Source organism: Streptomyces sp. NPDC088387 (genome assembly GCF_044753385.1).
Classification (GTDB): domain Bacteria; phylum Actinomycetota; class Actinomycetes; order Streptomycetales; family Streptomycetaceae; genus Streptomyces.
In genome coordinates this window covers 563477-580695 of the sequence record NZ_JBIVNC010000006.1, presented here as the reverse complement: position 1 = coordinate 580695, position 17219 = coordinate 563477, and the positions used below count along the sequence as shown (strand labels likewise).

At 70.9% G+C, this 17219-nt stretch carries 13 protein-coding genes; 6 read left to right on the top strand and 7 right to left on the bottom strand.

The genetic code is table 11. The features are described 5' to 3' along the window. The first annotated feature begins 294 nt into the window (after window positions 1-294). Both ACIQAC_RS19460 and ACIQAC_RS19455 read left to right on the top strand, forming a co-directional pair. Entirely contained in the window at window positions 295-3456 is a 3162-nt protein-coding gene (locus ACIQAC_RS19460) for an FG-GAP repeat domain-containing protein (protein ID WP_402192650.1), read from the top strand. Window positions 3457-3980: 524 nt separating this feature from the next. Further along, on the top strand, window positions 3981-4529 hold the full coding sequence (locus ACIQAC_RS19455; protein WP_402192648.1) for a DUF1062 domain-containing protein: 549 nt from the start codon (window positions 3981-3983) through the stop codon (window positions 4527-4529). A 77-nt stretch (window positions 4530-4606) separates the two neighbouring features. Here the strand turns inward: ACIQAC_RS19455 and ACIQAC_RS19450 are convergent, their stop codons facing one another. After that, window positions 4607-5359, bottom strand: a complete 753-nt coding sequence (locus ACIQAC_RS19450) for a pyridoxal 5'-phosphate synthase (protein ID WP_402192646.1) — start codon at window positions 5357-5359, stop codon at window positions 4607-4609. Window positions 5360-5429: 70 nt separating this feature from the next. Continuing rightward, window positions 5430-6365, bottom strand: coding sequence for a winged helix-turn-helix transcriptional regulator (locus tag ACIQAC_RS19445; RefSeq protein ID WP_402192644.1), 936 nt, complete (start codon window positions 6363-6365; stop codon window positions 5430-5432). A 92-nt stretch (window positions 6366-6457) separates the two neighbouring features. Here ACIQAC_RS19445 and eno point away from each other — a divergent pair, with 92 nt between their 5' ends. Next, entirely contained in the window at window positions 6458-7741 is a 1284-nt protein-coding gene (gene eno, locus ACIQAC_RS19440; protein WP_402192643.1) for a phosphopyruvate hydratase, read from the top strand. 106 nt (window positions 7742-7847) lie between these two features. Here the strand turns inward: eno and ACIQAC_RS19435 are convergent, their stop codons facing one another. Further along, window positions 7848-9053: an alpha/beta hydrolase family protein gene (locus tag ACIQAC_RS19435; protein WP_402192641.1), complete on the bottom strand. Its 1206-nt coding sequence runs from the start codon at window positions 9051-9053 to the stop codon at window positions 7848-7850. Between the two features lie 230 nt (window positions 9054-9283). On the opposite strand from ACIQAC_RS19435, the gene ACIQAC_RS19430 reads away from it, so the two are divergent. Beyond that, window positions 9284-9826 (top strand): TetR-like C-terminal domain-containing protein, encoded by a 543-nt coding sequence (locus ACIQAC_RS19430; RefSeq protein ID WP_402192640.1) that lies wholly within the window; start codon window positions 9284-9286, stop codon window positions 9824-9826. A gap of 119 nt (window positions 9827-9945) precedes the next feature. Beyond that, complete coding sequence (locus ACIQAC_RS19425; protein WP_402192639.1) at window positions 9946-11034, top strand: DNA alkylation repair protein; 1089 nt, start codon at window positions 9946-9948, stop codon at window positions 11032-11034. A gap of 182 nt (window positions 11035-11216) precedes the next feature. Here the strand turns inward: ACIQAC_RS19425 and ACIQAC_RS19420 are convergent, their stop codons facing one another. Beyond that, entirely contained in the window at window positions 11217-11954 is a 738-nt protein-coding gene (locus ACIQAC_RS19420) for a phosphotransferase (RefSeq protein WP_402192637.1), read from the bottom strand. A gap of 516 nt (window positions 11955-12470) precedes the next feature. Between ACIQAC_RS19420 and ACIQAC_RS19415 the strand changes: the two genes are divergently transcribed. Then, a complete protein-coding gene (locus tag ACIQAC_RS19415; RefSeq protein WP_402192635.1) occupies window positions 12471-13076 on the top strand; it encodes a LuxR C-terminal-related transcriptional regulator in 606 nt (201 codons plus the stop codon). 55 nt (window positions 13077-13131) lie between these two features. On the opposite strand, the gene ACIQAC_RS19410 is transcribed toward ACIQAC_RS19415, so the two are convergent. The 3 genes from ACIQAC_RS19410 to ACIQAC_RS19400 form a co-directional block, all read right to left on the bottom strand. Continuing rightward, window positions 13132-14892, bottom strand: coding sequence for an ATP-binding cassette domain-containing protein (locus ACIQAC_RS19410; RefSeq protein ID WP_402192703.1), 1761 nt, complete (start codon window positions 14890-14892; stop codon window positions 13132-13134). 68 nt (window positions 14893-14960) lie between these two features. After that, window positions 14961-16877 (bottom strand): ABC transporter ATP-binding protein, encoded by a 1917-nt coding sequence (locus ACIQAC_RS19405; protein ID WP_402192633.1) that lies wholly within the window; start codon window positions 16875-16877, stop codon window positions 14961-14963. 181 nt (window positions 16878-17058) lie between these two features. After that, on the bottom strand, window positions 17059-17187 hold the full coding sequence (locus tag ACIQAC_RS19400; RefSeq protein WP_006130296.1) for a SapB/AmfS family lanthipeptide: 129 nt from the start codon (window positions 17185-17187) through the stop codon (window positions 17059-17061). Between the last annotated feature and the right edge of the window lie 32 nt (window positions 17188-17219).

The following is a 17219-nucleotide window of genomic DNA, read 5'->3' as shown; positions in this document are numbered from 1 at the left end:
AAGGGACACGGATCTGTGCCAGTGAGCGAAGTAGCGCAGCTGTCTCAGCACTTGGTCCACTAACGGACCTCCCCCTTAACTCACTATCTGTGATCAGTCGCGAACGGCCTGACGTTAAACTGTGAAGATCCTTTTCGCAAGCAATGGACCGGCAATGCGACAATCCCCACTTCGATCATCAGAGGGTAAAGAAATGGCCTGGTGACGTGTACTGTTCCGCGCTGCGGCCCGTGTGAAGGGTTCGTGGTGGACTCCGGGGGAGTTCGCCAGGCAACGACTCCGGGGGGATTGCCCATGCCCGAAAAGTCCCGAAGACAGCGTCGTCCGCGGCGCTGGAGCAGAGCCGCGCTCGTCGCGGTGGTGACCGGCGGGACGCTGGGGCTGACACCGCTGACGACCGCATCGGCCGACTCACCGCAGGCTTCGAAGTCGGTTGCCGCGAACGCCGAGGAACGCGCGCTCCAGCAGGCCGCCGAGAGCGGCGAACCCGTCGAGGTGGTCTCGGCCCGCTCCGAGACCAGCGAGACGCACGCCCTGCCGAACGGCAACCTGCGCACGACACAACACACCCTGCCCGTCCGCGTGAAGCGCGAGGGCCGCTGGGCCGACGTGGACACCACGCTCGCCGAGGCCGCGGGCCGGATCCAGCCCAAGGCGACCCCTGGCCGCGTCGCCTTCTCCGCCGGTGGCGACGCCCCGCTGGTGACGCTCACGGACCAGGGCGGCGAACTCGCCCTCACCTGGCCGAACCCGCTGCCCAAGCCGGTGCTCGACGGCTCCACCGCCACCTACCGCGAGGTCTTCCCTGGCGTCGACCTGGCGGTGAAGGCCAGTCTGGACGGGTTCAGCCAGGCACTCATCGTGAAGACACCCGAAGCCGCCGACCGGCCCGAACTGGCCGAGGTCGGCTTCGGTCTGCGGACCTCGAACCTCAACGTGTACAAGGACGCCGAGACCGGCACCCTGCGCGCCACGAACGCCGCCGGCCAGACCGTGTTCGCGACCTCCACGGCACGTATGTGGGACTCGTCCGGCACGACGGAGGAGGCGACGGCCGGCACCGGCACCGGTGCCTCGACCACGTCAGCGCGGAAGACCCCGCAGAACGCCTCACCGACGGCCTCACCGAAGGCCTCGGCCAGTGCCGACAACGAGCCCTCCCCGCTCACCCCCGGCACCAAGAGCAGCAAGGTCGGCGTCGAAGTGACCGGCGAGTCGATCGTCCTGACGCCCGATCAGAAGCTGCTGGACGCACCCGACACCGAGTTCCCGGTCTATATCGACCCGCGGATGACCGGTACCCGGGAGGCCTGGACGATCGCGTACAAGCCGCACCCCAAGGACAGTTACTGGAACGGCACGGGCTGGGACGGTGGCACGACCAGCGAGGCCCGCGTCGGCTACGAGTCCTCCACCGGCGGCACCGCCCGCTCCTTCTTCCGCGTCGGCTCCAAGTTCCTGGCCGGCGTCAAGGTGATCGACGCACAGTTCCAGATCACCGAGACCCACTCCTGGTCCTGCACCCCCAAACCGGTCGAACTGTGGCTGACCGGCCCCATCACCTCGAAGACGACCTGGAGCGCACAGCCCCCCTGGACCGCCCGCCAGGACAGCCGCAACTACGCCCACGGCAACGAGACCTGGGGCTGCCCCAACGCCCCCGTCGACTTCACCGCCAAGGACGCCGCCGTCAAGGCCGCCGCCAACAAGTGGGCGAACGTCACCTTCGGCCTGCGCGCCCCGCAGAGCGCCGAGGACAACAAGGACGAGTTCAGCTGGAAGAAGTTCAAGCCGGACGCCAAACTCATCGTCGAGTACAACCGCCCGCCCAAGGCCCCCTGGGCACTGGACACCATCCCCAGCACCAAGGTCGGCGCCAACGAATGCGGCAACGGCTCCACCTACGTGACGCTGGGCAACACCGACGTGACCCTGACCTCACAGGTGTGGGACCCCGACGGCGGCAGCGTCAACGTCCAGTTCCACCTGTGGGCCACCGGCAAGCACGACACCGCACCCGGCATCATCTTCGACCAACGGGTGAAGGTCACCGTCAAGGCGAGCGACTCCAAGGGCGCCCAGGCACGCATCAAGGTCCCCAAAGCCCTGCTGGAGAAACACCTCACCGCCAGTGGCGGACAGTTCTCCTGGAAGGCACAGGCCGAGGACTCCGCCGACGCCAACTTCGCCTCCGACTGGACACCCACCCAGGGCGCGGCGGGTTGCCGCTTCGGGTTCGACCCGAAGGCGCCGACCGTGATGCCGACGGTGGACTCCCAGGACGACCTCTTCCCCGAGACCACCGCCGACATGGAGCCGATCGAGGGCGCCCTGGCGCGCACCGAGGGTGTCTTCGAGTTCGGTGCCAACGGGGTCGGGGACACCACCAAGTACCTCTACGACCTCGACCGCACCCCGCCGAGCAAGGAGGCCAAGCCCGCGGTCAAGGGTGGCCCGGCCACCGCGAAGATCACCCCGCTGACGCCCGGACCGCACACGCTGTACGTGCGCCTGGTCGACGCGGGAGGCAACCCGGGACCCGTCTATCCGTACCGGTTCTACGTCAAGAGCCCCGGTATCGCCGACAAGCCGGGTGACGTCAACGGCGACGGCAATCCGGACTTCTTCGCCGTCGACGGCACCGACAACCTGCGGTTGTACGGCGGCACGGGCAACGGACAGGTCGCCGCGATGGTCCCGCTGTCCGCCGGCGGTGGCTGGAGCGGCGCGCTGATGACCCACCGCGGCGACTGGACCGGGGACTTCTACGAGGATCTCGTGGCCCGTCGCTCGGACGACAAGCTCTGGCTGTATCCGAACAACGGACAGGGCGAGTTCACCGACGACACCAAGGAAGAGGTGTACTTCTTCCCCGACCCGGAGACCGAGGTGGCCCTCGACCCGAAGACGATCAAGCAGATCGTCTCGGTCGGTGACATCACCCCGGACAGCGAGTCGTCCAACCCGGACTTCGTCGCGGTCATCGGCGACCAGCTGTGGTTCCTGCCCGGCTACGCCCGTGGCACGGTCGACTCCGGGTACCTGATCGGCAACTCCGGCTGGGGCGTTATGCAGCTCGCCGGTCCCGGTGACGTGGACGGCGACGGGTTCACCGACCTGATCGCCCGCAACACCGCCACCGGCGATCTGTGGATCTACCACGGCAAGAGCCCGGGTGACGCGGACGGGGACGGCATCTCCGACGGCGGCACCGACCCGGCGTCGCTGGGCGTCGGCGTCAACCGCACGGCGTACGCGACCGGTTGGACCACAACGGCCCGCCCGCAGTTCACCGCGTCCGGCGACAGCAACGGCGACGGCGTCCCGGACCTGTGGACGACAACGCCGATCACCTCGGCCGGCCTGGAGTTCATTCCGGGCCGCCGCACGGGCCTGGTCGGCCCGGCGACGGTGGTGGGCACGGGAGGCTGGCAGGCGATCAAGCGCCTCTCCTGACGCTCCGGTTCAATGGCACACCGCAGCCGGTCACCCTTCGGGGTGGCCGGCTGCGGCGTGTGTGGGGCGCGGGTGGACTGGTTGAGTGCCGGCCAGCACGGCGTTCCGGCCGGCGGCTTCCCAGGCGGTCTTCTCCTCGTACTGCTTCGCCGCCTGCCTCGCCCGGTTCGGCAAAGCGGCTGAGGCGGCTGAGGCCGCGCGCTCCCATTGCCGCGCCGCGTTGATCCTGACCAGGAGTTCCAGGATGTCGGCGCGATGGCGGACGGCGGGGTCGGCGGCCAACTCGACCAGGACCCGGACGACATGGGGCGTTGCTGCCTCCTTTCGTGTGTGGAACGTGCTGAAAAAACCAGTGGAGCAGGGACGCCTCGTCCCGCTAGCGTGCTGCCGGCTTCGAGTCGTCTGGGTTAGGGCGTGCCGTTGTACACCGTGTGAGACACCCCGAGAGCTGATTGGTCGCGCGTTGCGCCTGTGCGCCGCGCTGCTTTTTGCTGCGGAATTCTCACTGGAACCGGTGTATTTCTGTGCTCAATAGCTGGGTGGTCATGCCCACCTGCCTGCCACTCGTCGTTCGTCGTTGTCATGCTTGTTCGTCCGTGCGCTTTCGGGCGGACGGCAAGTTCCGCGTCAACGCCAACCACAAACTCATCGACGCCTGGCTCCTCGTGCTCTGTACGGCGTGCGGGGAGACAGCGAAGCTCACGATTCTGGAGCGGGTCAACGTGCGCTCCGTACGGCCCGAACTGCTGGACCGGCTGCACGACAACGACCCTGGTCTGGCGGCGGAGTTGCTCCAGAATCCGCTTGTGCTGCGCCGCAATCGCGTTGCCCTCGACTGGGACAACGCCTGGCGTCTCGACACCGGCGGATCGGATCATCTCGACCGCGAGGTGATCGACATCTCGGTGCGGTTTGCCGCGCGGATCGCCGTACGGCCGGTACGGCTGATCTCGGAAGGCTGTGGTCTCTCTCGGGCCGAGGTCGAGAGACTGATCGTGGACGGGAAGCTTGTGTCCGCAGTCCGGCTGCGGCGCAGGCTCTCCGGCGACTTCACGTTCACGCTGAAGCGCTGAGAGTCCGGGGCTGTCCGGCGGACATTGCCGGACAGCCCCGGACTGCTGTGCGCTGTGCGCGCGCTGCGATCAAAGGGTTACGGCCACAGTCGGTGGCGTTCCCACGGGGTGCCTCGGTCGTCGCGCTCGTAGCGCAGCCGGTCGTGGACGCGGCCCTTGTCCGCCTGCCAGAACTCGATCTCGCCCGGCACGAGCGTGTAGAGCGTCCATTCCGGGATGACCAGGTCCGGCTCGGAGTCGATCCGGGCGAGGGCGGCGCGGAAGGCCTGATCGCGTTCCCCGGCGCTCGCCAGGTGCTCACTCTGGCGGCCCAGCAGCGCCTCCGCGCGGGCGGAGGCGGCCCTCGCGAGCAGGTCGGCGGCGCTCTGCTCGGCCGACGCGGGCTCGACCGCTCCCCGCACGCGTACCTGGCGGCCCAGCAGGGGCCAGTAGAAGGTGAGTGCCGCCTGAGGACGGTCGGCCAGCTGGCGCCCCTTGGGGCTGTGGGCGTGGACGGCGAACTGCCAGCCGTCGGCGTCCACGTTCTTGAGGATGAGGACCCTGGCGTCCGGTCCCCCGTCGTCACCGATCGTCGAGAGGGTCATGGCGTGCGGGTCGGGCACACCCGCGGCGACCGCCTCACGCAGCCAGCCCAGGAACAGGTCGACCGGCTCGGCCGGCGCCTCGGCCGGGTCGAAGTCCGCGAGCGGTCCCGCGAACACCTCCAGACCGCGCAGCCAGTCCCGGACGCTCACGTCCTCCCCCGATCCGTCGAGTCGAGAGGAGGGCTGGGCGTCGGGCCGTTGTGGGGTTCCGTCGGCGGAGAGGTGGTGGGTGGATGAGTCACTCATCGGGTGGGATCTCCTTCAGTGAAAGCCGAGTTCGGCGAACACGGCGAGTTCAGAGGGCCGGCGGGCCGGTTCAGCGGACGGGCGGGGTCGGGTTTCTCGTCTCGCGGGCGCAGTCCTTCGACAGCCGTAGGCTCTCGGCGACCGCGTGCGGGATGTCGACCACCGGGAACAGCGCATGCCGTACGGTCCGTTCGGCGTCGACGATCAGGATCAGACGCTTCTGGCTCAGCCGGCCCGCGCCCCGGAAGGTCGGGAGCCGCAGGGCGGCGGTCAGTTGGTGGGCGGCGTCGGACAGCAGGGGGTAGGGCACCGCTTCGGCACGAGCGAACTCCTGCTGCTCGTGGACGAGTTGGGTGCTGACACCGCATACGTCCACACCCGCCGCCCGGAAGTCGGGCCATGCGTCGCGGAAGAGGCGGTTCTCCAGCGTGCAGCCGACGGCTCCGGGGATCGGGGGGTCGCCCCAGTCGACGCCCGTGCCGGGGTAGGTGAACAGGACGGTCGCGGCGGCATCCGGTGCGGTGACGGGTAGGTGTGCGCCTTGCCCGGTGGGAGGTTCGATCCCGTCGGCCCGCCCGGCGTGCTGTGTGGCGGGGAGTTCGAGACCCTCGGGCAGACGCGTGCCCACCAGGCCGTGGACCCGGGTGTGCTCGGCGCCGTCGTCCGTCGCCGTCGCCGTGACGGTTCCGTCGCCCAGTACCCACTGGTCCCCCCAGTCCTGCATGGCGACGAGCAGCGGCAGCAGGGCGACTCCGGCGTCGGTGAGCAGATACTCGTAGCGGACGGGCCGCCGCTGATAGAGGGCCCGGCGCAGGACGCCGTGGGCGACGAGCCGGCCCAGCCGCTCCGTCAGGACCTTGCGGGACAGGCCGATCTCGGCCGCCAGCGTGTCGAAACGGACGTGGCCTCGGGCGACCTCCCGCAGCACCAGTACGTTCCACCAGTCCCCCAGGACCAGGGCCGCCTGGGCGATGCCGCAGGTCTCGTCAGCGTTGTGCATCCTCATGGACCCATAGTAGGTTCCTTTTCGGGACTCACTTTGTTTCCGGAGGGAACTTTTTGCTCGCAGTGATGCGGGCCCAGCGTGAGGAGTTGCACGTGACCGCCATCAGCCGGGTCGTCGCACGGGAGATCATCGACAGCCGGGGCAATCCCACGGTCGAGGTCGACGTAGAACTGAAGGACGGCTCGCTCGGCCGTGCGGCCGTGCCGTCGGGCGCGTCCACCGGAGCGCGCGAGGCGGTGGAGCTCCGTGACGGCGACGCCTCGCGGTTCCACGGCAAGGGCGTACGGCGTGCCGTCGACGCCGTGAACGAGAAGGTCGCCGACGCCGTGACCGGCCTGGACGCCGACGACCAGGCGGGCGTCGACCACACGATGATCGAGCTGGACGGTACGGACACCAAGTCGCACCTCGGTGCCAACGCCCTGCTCGGCGTCTCCCTGGCCACCGCGAAGGCGGCCGCGGCGTCGCACCGGCTGCCCCTGTACCGCTACGTGGGTGGGGTGGACGCCCGGCTGCTCCCGGTGCCGATGATGAACATCGTCAACGGCGGTGCGCACGCCGACAATCCGCTCGACTTCCAGGAGTTCATGATTGCCCCCATCGGGGCGGCCACCTTCGCCGAGGCGGTCCGCATCGGCTCGGAGGTCTTCCACACCCTGCGCGGCAACCTGGTCGCCGCGGGGCACAGTGTGAACGTCGGTGACGAGGGCGGTTTCGCACCCGACCTGCGCACCGCCGACGAGGCCCTGGACTTCGTCGTACGCGCCATCGAGCAGACCGGCTACAAGCCCGGCGAGGACATCACCCTCGTCATGGACCCGGCCTCCTCGGAGTTCTTCCACGACGGTGTCTACGACTACTCGGGCGAGGGTGTCCGCCGTACTCCCGCCGAACACGCCGACTACCTCGCCACACTCGTCGACCGCTACCCCGTCGCCTCCATCGAGGACCCGATGGCCGAGGACGACCATGAGGGCTGGCGCGACCTGACCGCGCGGCTCGGTGAGCGGTGCCAGCTCACCGGCGACGACGTCTTCTGCACCAACGAGACCCTGCTGCGCGCCGGGATCCGTGACGGCATCGCCAACTCGATCCTGGTGAAGGTCAACCAGATCGGCACGCTCACCGAGACCCTCGCCACGGTCTCGGCGGCCCACCGCGCCGGCTACACCGTCGTGATGTCCCACCGCTCCGGCGAGACGGAGGACACCACGATCGCCGACCTCGCCGTCGCCACCGGCTGCGGCCAGATCAAGACGGGCTCACTCTCCCGCTCCGACCGCACCGCCAAGTACAACCAACTCGTCCGCATCGAGGAGGAGTTGGGCCCCCAGGCCCGCTTCGCCGGCCGCGAAGCCCTGGGCCTGCGCCGCTGACGGGCAGCAGTCCCGCCGGGTTGCGGCAGCAAGAGGCCACCTCCCTGCGCTCAAGCACGCCCTCAGACACCGAGGTCTCCTTCCTCTCCCTTCGCGCCCGCGGGCGTCACGTTGTGGGCAGGGTCGTGTCGAGCCAGTCGAAGATGGTCTGGTGGGAGCGGGCCATCGCGCCCATGTGGCAGTGTTCGCCGGCGCCCTCGGCCTCGGTGAGGGTGACGAGGGTGGTGGAGGCGTTGGTGAGTGCCTTCTCGACCTCGTGGGGCTGACCCTTGAGGAACTGGTCGTTCTCGGCGTCCAGGATCAGGGTGGGAGCGGTGATCCGGTCGGCGACTCCGTCGAGGGTGTACGCACGGGTCCTGCGGACGAGGTCGGCGAAGGAGGTGGCGCCCATCGCCCAGACGCCGTTGCGCAGCGCCCAGCGCAGTTGGGTGCTGACGCCGGTCAGCATGGTCAGGACCGGGTCGGCGACATCGTCGCGTTCGTCCTTGATCCACCGGGTCAGCTCGGGCGGCAACGCCCGGTCGAAGGCGGCGTGGAAGTCGTGGATGCCGTCGTCCAGGACGAGCGCGGCGACGCGCTGGTCGAATGCCGCGCTGCGCGCGACGAGATAGCCGCCGAGGCTGTAGCCGAACAGGGCGATCCTGTCGTCGGCGAACTCGGGACGGCTCACGGCGTAGTCGAGGACCGGTGTCATCACGGCCTCCCAGTCGGGGCGGAAGACCAGCTTCTGTTCGCGCAGGGCGGCGCCCTGTCCGGGGCCGTCGAACGCGAGGACGTTGTAGCCGCGGCTGAGTGCGGCGGCGGCGATGGCGAAGTAGGCCTCCTCCAGCGTCGAGTCGTAGCCGCTGCAATACACGACGGTCGGGCGGGCGGCGCCGGAGTCGTCGACCAGGAAGACGTATCCCGGGAGCGTGGTCCCCTCGTAGGGGATGGCGACCTGCTCCACGGGGGTGTCGAGCAGGCCGGCCGCGGTGGCGAAGGCCTGGTGCGAACGGGACGACAGCAGTGTGACCTCCGGGTCGTGGGCGGGGTCCTCGCGCAGGAAGAACTCCGCCGTGCGGTAGTAGTTCGACGCCCGCAGCAACGCCTCGCGTGCGCTCACCCGGTGGCCCTCGGCCAGCGATCGCTCACCGATGGCCCGGGCCCGCTCGGCCGTCGCCTTCCATGCCCGGTGCCAGCCGGCCTCGTCGCCCTCCGCGATGTTCCGGGCCGTGGCGACCACCTCGCCGACATCCGCGCCGCCGTAGTTCGCGAAGCCGGCCGCGCGCAGCGACTCGAAGGAGAAGGACTCGTCGTCGAAGAGGAACTTCATGTGGTGCTCCGATCGATCTGGAGTAGCGAGACGGAACGGGGTCGTCTCGGCTAGCGACAGTACGCCGCCCCGCAGCCGAGACGCAACCGTTCCGTCTCACGTAACATGAACCCATGAGCCCCGGAACCTCGTCCCCCTCGGCGTCCCCCTCGGCGTCCCCATCCGCATCCGCATCCGCATCCGCATCCGCACCCAAGCGCGCCCCCGGCGGTCCCGTCCTGCAAGACGACGTGACCCGCGCCCTGGAGGTCGCCTTCTTCGAGGAGCTCGGCGCGGTCGGGTACGGCAGGCTGTCGATCGAGGCCGTCGCACGCCGGGCCGGCGCGGGCAAGGCGGCCGTCTACCGGCGCTGGCCCTCGAAGCAGGCCATGACGGTCGAACTGGTCTCCCGGGCCGCCGTGACCGCCGTGCGTGCGCACGACACCGGGAACCTGCACGACGACGTGGCCCGGTTCGTCCGGGACACCATGACGGCGCTGAGCGATCCGCTGGTGTCCCGCATCATCCCCGACCTGCTGGCCGAGACCGCGCGCAACGGAGAGCTGGCCGCGGCCCTGGTGCCGGGCATCCGGACCCCGCGCCGCGAGAACGCGGCCCGCATCCTCCACCAGGCCGTCGAACGCGGCGAACTGCCCACCGACACCGACGTCGAACTCGGCCTGGACTTCCTGGCCAGCCCGATCTACTGGCGACTGGCCGTGGTCAGGAACCCCGTCGACGACGTGTACGTCGAACGCGTCACCGCGAAGATCATCGCCGCGCTGAAGGCGTGAGCGGTCGGGCGTGGTCGGACCTCCTGCTGGACCTCCGCCGACCGTGTCCGGAGCCGATTGTCAGACCCGTCCGGAACACTGTCAGGACCAGGTACTGCGCAGGGCGAACGGAGACTCCGATGGGCGCGATGAACGAACTCCTCAACGTCACGGTCATCGGAGACCTCCATCAACGGCTGGGCCCTGTCGCGTCCGGTGACGATCTCGCCGCGATCACCGCCGACGAGCTCGAACCGCTCAGCCTGCGTGAGAGAACCGACCTCGTCTCGCAGGCCCTGCTGAGATCCCTGCCGCCCACCTGGCGTGAGGCCAACGCGATCGTCCGGGGGCTGCTCGAAGACCCGTCGTTCGACGGCTGGATCATCTGGCCGGTCGGGGAGACCGTGACGACACTCGCGCTCACCGACGGAAGTACGGCCGCCCTCGACGACGCCCTCGCGCTGATGGCCGAGCTGACACCACGGCTCACCAGCGAGTTCGCCGTCAGACGGCTGATCGAGGCCGACCCCGAGCGGGCCCTCGCCGCCGCACTCGGCTGGGCCGGACACCCGGACGAGCACGTGCGCCGGCTCGCCAGCGAGGGAACGCGCGCCTTCCTGCCCTGGGCGATCCGCGTACGCGCGCTGCTCGACGACCCGGCCGCGACCGTACCGATCCTGGACGCTCTCTACCGCGACCCCAGCGACTACGTCAGGCGCTCCGCCGCCAACCACCTGAACGACCTCAGCCGCCTCGACCCCGAACTGGTCGTCGCGACCGCCGGTCGATGGCAGGCCAGTCCCTCGGCAACAACACCCCGCGTGGTCCGTCACGCTCTGCGCACCCTGATCAAGAAGGGGGATCCCGGCGCGCTGGCCCTGCTCGGCTTCGCGCCGGCCGAGGTGGTGGTCGGAGACCTCGAACTGCCGGTGTCCGTCGTCGACCTGCCCGGCGAGCTGTCGTTCACCTTCACCGTCACCAACGCCGGGGACACACCGGCCGACATCGCGGTCGACTACGTCGTGCACTATGTGAAGAAGAACGGCCGGCTCGCCCCGAAGGTCTTCAAGCTCACCACCCGACGCCTCGACGCCGGAGAGAAGGCGACCCTCGCCGCACGGCACGGCTTCCGTCCGATGACCACGCGAGTGCACTACCCCGGCACACACGCGCTGGAGGTGCAGATCAACGGACAGCGGTACGGCCGGACCGAGTTCGAGGTGAAGTAAGTCCTGGTCGGTGGAGAGGGTCATCCGCCACGATGGGCGGCATGGAGACACCGAGTACCGACTGGATCACCCGGATCACCTGGATCACCGTTGCAGCCTTCGAGAACCTGCCGGGTCGCCCCCGCCGTGCCGTAGTAGTCGGCGGCCGGAAGAAGGTCATGGCCGGTAGAGGTGCGTCTCCGTCACCTCAGGCCTGCCTCCAGCACCGGCCGGTGTTCGGCGACCCACGTCCACGCGGCTCGTACCTGGTCGACGAAGCCCGCCGAGCGCAGCGCGACGCACGGTGGGTGGCCCATTTCGGCGGCTGTCTCGATCCCCCGCCAGCAGCGGTCCTGCCACCACAGGACCGTCTCCACGAGTTCGCCACGGTCGTCGAGCCCGTACGCGTCGCACAGCAGCCGCATCCCGCGCACGGCGGTGGCCGGGTCGGTGACCGACGGGCCGAGGTCCAGGTACTGCCAGCACATCTGGGCGATGTCGTGGATACGCCGTCCGGGAGCGGCGAGGTCCCAGTCCAGGAAGGCCACCGGGCGTAGGCCACGGCCCAGGTCACGGTAGACGGTGTTCTTCGGGGCCAGGTCGTTGTGGCACACGACTTCCTCGCTCCCGGCCAGGGCTCCGCCCGCGGTGCGGTCGTGGAACTCCCGTACCAGCCGGGCGACTCCCGCGAGGCTCTCGTCCGAGACCACCGCGGCCGGCTGCACCGGCTCCCAGGCCGCGTGCCCCTCCAGGTACTCCAGGATCTCGCGGCCGTCGGTGTCGATACCGAGGAAGCGTGGCGCACCCGTCCAGCCGTGCTCGGCGAACAGTTCGAGCAGTTCGTGCACAAAAGGGGCGTTCCGCGCCGGTGTACGGCGGACCGTGTCGCCGACCCGGACGACGTCGCTCACGAACCCGCCCGGCAGCCTGTTCCCGTCCACCCCGCCATCCTGACACGCCGGACCCGTGACCTGTCCGGGAACGGATCCGACCTCCTGACGTGCGGCGGGCGGTCCCTACCACTCGGGTCGGGTGCATCCGCGGACGTTCCCGAGTGGCGTTTGGGTGATGTGTTTCGCGCCAAAGTGCGGAGCGGCGGTTTTCGGCCGGACCCGAGACCGTCCCTCGTTGGTTCAGTCCGGACCAAGTTCGTGCACGCGGCCGGCTCCGGGTGGCGGGAACCGCCTTGGCCAGGATGCCAGTGCACGAAATGCCGAACAGATGGCCGCCTGCCACCGCTCGCCCCGGGACGGGACAGGTGGTGGATTGGTGTGTTATTCGCCCTTGTTCGTGCGGGTGCGCGCCTCCGCCCGCCCCGGACCGAGTGCCGAATACGGCGGATTGACTCCGGTGTGGTTCGCACGTGCGTACGCGACGTGTTCCGCCGGGCCGGATAGGGGCACATGGCACGTTGGCGCGGGGACCGGCTGCCGGATGGCGGCAGCCGCTGAAAAGGGGTGGGGGAGATGGTGCGTACTGTCGTGGTGCATGACGAGAACCTGCTGTGCTCGGCGCTGGTGCAGCTGCTCAGATCGGACGACACACTGGACGTCTCGTCGTTGTGTCCCGACGCAGACTGTCCGGATCACAGAGCGGTGGCCGCCGATGTCTGTGTCATGGACGGCGAGTATCTGACGGGTCCGGACAAGGGGCGCGTCGAGCGCCTGCGGATCCGTTTCGGGGGCCGGCTCGTCGTCCTCACAACGGCCAAGCGGCCGGGGGTGCTTCGCCGGGCGTTCGACGGGGGCGCCCTCGGACTGGTCGACAAGAACGCCCCCGCGCAGCGGCTGATCACCGCCGTGCACACGGTCGCCCGAGGTGAGCGCTTCCTGGACGAGTCGCTCACCGTGGCCCTGCTGAAGGGCTCGGAGATGCCGCTGACCACCCGGGAGCTGGGTGTGCTGGCCCTGGCGTCCCAGGGCGCGCCGATCGCCGAGATCGCGGCGCGTCTGCATCTGTCCCGGGGGACGGTCCGCAACTACATGGCCACGGCGATCCGGAAAGTGGGCGCCCGCAACCGGGTCGACGCGATCCGGATCGTCCAGAGCGCCGGCTGGACGTGACGCGCCGTCCGTGGCCTCGGCCCCCGGTCCCACCACCTCTTCGTGCGGGTCGCCGTCATGGCCGTGGCGCCGGACCGGCGAGCCAGTGGCCCGTCAGATCTCGGTAGAGGGGCGAACGGCCCAGCAGTTCGTCGTGGGTGCCGCACTCCGCGCGTACACCGTCCAGCACCAGGATCCGGTCGGCGCGGACCGCCGAGGACAGCCGGTGCGCCACGACGAGCAGCGTTCCGGGTCGTGCGGCGAGGGCCTTCTCCGCGCGGGCCTCGGTGGCCGGATCGAGGTGACTGGTGGCCTCGTCGAGGAGAAGCAAGGGTGCGGGTGAGAGACAGGCGCGGGTCAGCGCGATCAACTGCCTCTCCCCCGGCGACAGTTCGGTCGGCCGTACCGGGCCGTCGAGCCCGCCCATGCGCTCGACCAGTGGCTCCAGGCCAAGTAGCCGCACGGCCGCGTCGAGTTGCTCGCGGGTCACGTCCGTGTGCAGATACGCCAGGTTGTCGCCGACGGTGCCGGAGAACACGTAGGCCTCCTGCGGGACGAGTACGCGCAGTGCGGCGAGTTCGGCGGCGGCGCGGCCCGTCACGACCTGTCCGAACACGCGCACTTCGCCGCGGCTCGGTGCGAGCGTGCCGGCGACGAGGCGGGTGAGGGTCGACTTGCCGATACCGCTCGGGCCGACCACGGCAAGGTGCTCGCCCTGGGCCACACACAGGTCGAGTGCGTCGAGTACGGGTTCGGCGTGGACTCCGTACGACAGCGTCACGGATCGCAGTTCCACCGCCGGGGCCGTGCGGCGGGGTGGTGGGGCCGTGGGGCTGGGCGGCGGGGCCGGCACGTTGGCCGGTGTTCGTGCGGTCGTCGTCGCCGCGTCCGGCATCGGGCCGATGATCCGGTCCAGGACGACGAGCAGGCGGGCCCCGGCCGTGCCCAGTGCGGTCATCAGTGTGTGCAGCGCGGGCAGCAGGGACTGGACGAGGTAGGTGAACGCCCCCAGCAGGGCGCCCGCGCTCACTCCGCGTCCGCGCAGCCAGGGCACGGCCACCAGCAGCGCGAGCACGGGCAGATGGCCCGCGACGCCCAGGGCGGCCGTACGGACTGCGGCCCAGCCGGCCAGGGTCCGGGCCTGCGCGGCGGCGTCCGCCACCAGGGCCGCGCCCTCCCGTTCGCGTGCGGGCCCGGTCCCGCAGGCGGTGAGGTCCCGCAGTGCCGCGCGGGAGCCGGCCGCGTGGTGACCCAGTGCCTCGTCGGCGGCCAGGGCCCGGCGTTGGGCCGCCGCCATGGGCCGCAGTGTGCACAGGAACAGTGCCAGCCCACCCCCCAGCGGCGGCACGACCACCAAGAGCAGGGCGGGGTGCAGGGACAGCAGGCCCAGCAGGGCGCCTGCGGCGGTGAAGACGAAGGAGCGCAGGGTGAGGACGAGACCGGCGAAGCTGTCCCGGGCGATCTCGACCTGGTTCGTGAGCCGCGAGACGGCCGCCCGGTCCGCCCCGCCGGGTCCGCCCCTGGCGGACCGGTACATGGACCGGTCCACCGCGTGCCGCACCAGACCGTCGCGCAGCGGCTCCGTCAACCCGGCGAGCTGCGCGAACACCCCCCGAACGACCGGGGCACCGGACAGTACGGCGACCAGGGCTACCGCGAGCCACAGCAGTCCCCGGCGCGGGTCGTCGGCGAGGAAACCCTCGTCGACCGAGCGGGCGACCGCGTAGCCGACCAGGAACGCCTGCGCCGACTCGGCCAGCGACCAGAGCGCGAGCCGCGCCAGCACACCTTTGCGGCGGGCGAGGAACCGGCGTGCGCGCGGGGTGAGACGGGCCAGCGCACCGGTCCCGTCGTCCCGGGGTCCGTCGGGGTCCGAGGTCCCAACTCCGCGGTGACCGGCGGCTGTCACGGCCGCACCTCCGCCGACTTGTGATGGCGTACGGCGTCTTCGCGCGGCGGCACGACCTCAACCTCAAGACCGTCGACTCCGGCGACCTCGGTCCCGACAGCCCCGGTCCCGGCAGCCCCGGTGCCGCCAACCTGGGCCCCGCCGGCCCCGCTCGCGTCGCCGGCCCCGCTCGCGTCGCCGGCCCCGCTCGCGTCGCCTTCGACTCCGTCGGCGCCGAACACCTCCCGGTACGCCGCCGTGCGCCACAGTTCACGGTGCGTTCCGACGGCGCGCACCTCCCCCTCCTCCAGCCAGAGCACCAGGTCCGCGCGGTCCGCGACCGACGGGCGGTGCGCGACCACGAGCCGGGTGCCGTGCCGGACCGAGCGGCGCAGCGCCAGGTTCACCTCGTGCTCCGTGGCGGTGTCCAGACTCGAGGTGGCGTCGTCCATGACCAGCAGCCGTCCGGCGTGCGCGAACGCCCTTGCCAGGCCCAGGCGTTGGTGTTCCCCGCCGGAGAGCGGCGCCTGGGTCAGCGGGGTGTCGTAGCCGTGCGGCAGGCGGCGTACGAAGGTGTCGGCACCGGCCGCGCGGGCTGCTTGCCGTACGTCCTCGGGGGCCGGCCGCCGCGCCCCGGTGGCGACCGCTTCGGCGACGGTGCCCTCCCCCAGGACCGGGCGTTCGAAGGCGTAGGTCACCTCGGTGCGCAGTGCGTGGTGCGTCAGCCGCTCCAGCGGGACGCCGTCGAGCAGTACGTGTCCCTCGTCCGGGTCGATCAGCCGTCCCGCCACGGCCGCGAGGACGGATTTCCCCGCCCCGGTGCGGCCGACCACCGCGGCCGTGGTGCCGCCCGGCACGCGCAGGCGGTCGGCGCGCAGTACCTGCCTGCCGTCGCGCACCACACGCACATCGCGGAGTTCGAGGTCGCCGGGGCCGTCCGGCGGCAGTCGCCGCGATCCGTACGCCAGTGGGGGCATCTGCTCCAGTTCCAGGGTGCGGCGCCGGGCCTCGCGGGCGCGTACGAGTGCGCCGAGCAGTGCCGCGGCGCCGCCCACTCCGGCCGCGAGCTGTGCGTACCGGGTGGCGGCGAGCAGGTCGCCCACGCTCAGCTCGCCGGCGGCGAGGCGCAGGCCGCCGACGGCGGTGGCGGCCAGGATCAGCAGTGGGACGAGGACGTTGCTCCGGCCGAGCGCCCGTCCGTGCAGGGCCCACATGTGCCGTCCCTGGGCGGCCAGTTCGGTCAGCGGCGCCAGGACCCGGGCGCGCTCGCGGGCGCCGGTCCCGGCGGCGCCGATCGTGGCCGTGCCCTCCAGGGTTTCCAGGAGCCGTGACGCGATGAGGGACTGTGTGCGCTGGTAGGCGGCGACCGAGGCGCCCGTGTCGCGGGCGAAGCTCCGCAGCACCAGGGCCAACGCGGGCAGACCGGCCAGTACACAGGCGGCCACCCAGATATCGACGAAGGCCAGGGCGACGAGGGCACCGAGCGGGGTGATGAGCGCGGCCGCGATCGCGGCCCGCGCCGCGGGGGCGCCGCCCGCGTCCGCGGCGTTGAGGGTCATGCGGGTCCCGACGTCCCCCGGCTGGTGGGCGCGCGCGCTGTCCGGTACGGCGCGCAGCAGTCCGCGCAGGGTGCGGGAGCGGATAGTGGCCGTCCACGCGGCGTTGCAGCGGCCGGTGAACAGTGCGGTCAGGCTGTCCAGGAGCAGTTCGCCCAGGAGGAGTCCGGCGCTCAGCAGGAGCCACCGGCCCGCGTCGCCGTCACGCAGGAGCAGGTCCAGGGTGCGGCCGAGGACGAGGGGTTGGGCCACCGCGGTCGCGGCGGCGGCGACCGAGCACAGCAGGACCAGTGCTTCCAGCGTGCGCCCGGGTGCCGGACCGTCGGTCCCCTCCGGCGTACCGGGTGACCGCTGCTTCCAGCGCCTGCTCGTTCGCACCGGCGAATACCTCCGTCCGTCCCCCGGGGCCACCGGCCGTGGGCCCGGCGGACCCGGCGGATGTGGCGGCCCGCCCGGCCGTGGTGACCACGCGGGCGGGCGTGGCGCCCCGGGAGTTGCCCCGGGGCGCCGGTGCCGGGCGACAACGGTCAGCGTGTCGCCGTGGCCGTCAACTCCGGTGTCAGTTACAGGTCGTGACGCTCAGGCTGCTGTCGCCACAGAGCAGGAGGCTCGCGCGGCTCCCGGTCTCGACGTCCCCCATGGCCTCTTCCTTGGGGGTTTCCATCGACTGAAGGTCAAACAGGTTCATGACGGTTTCCTCTCGTACGGCAACGGGTGTGC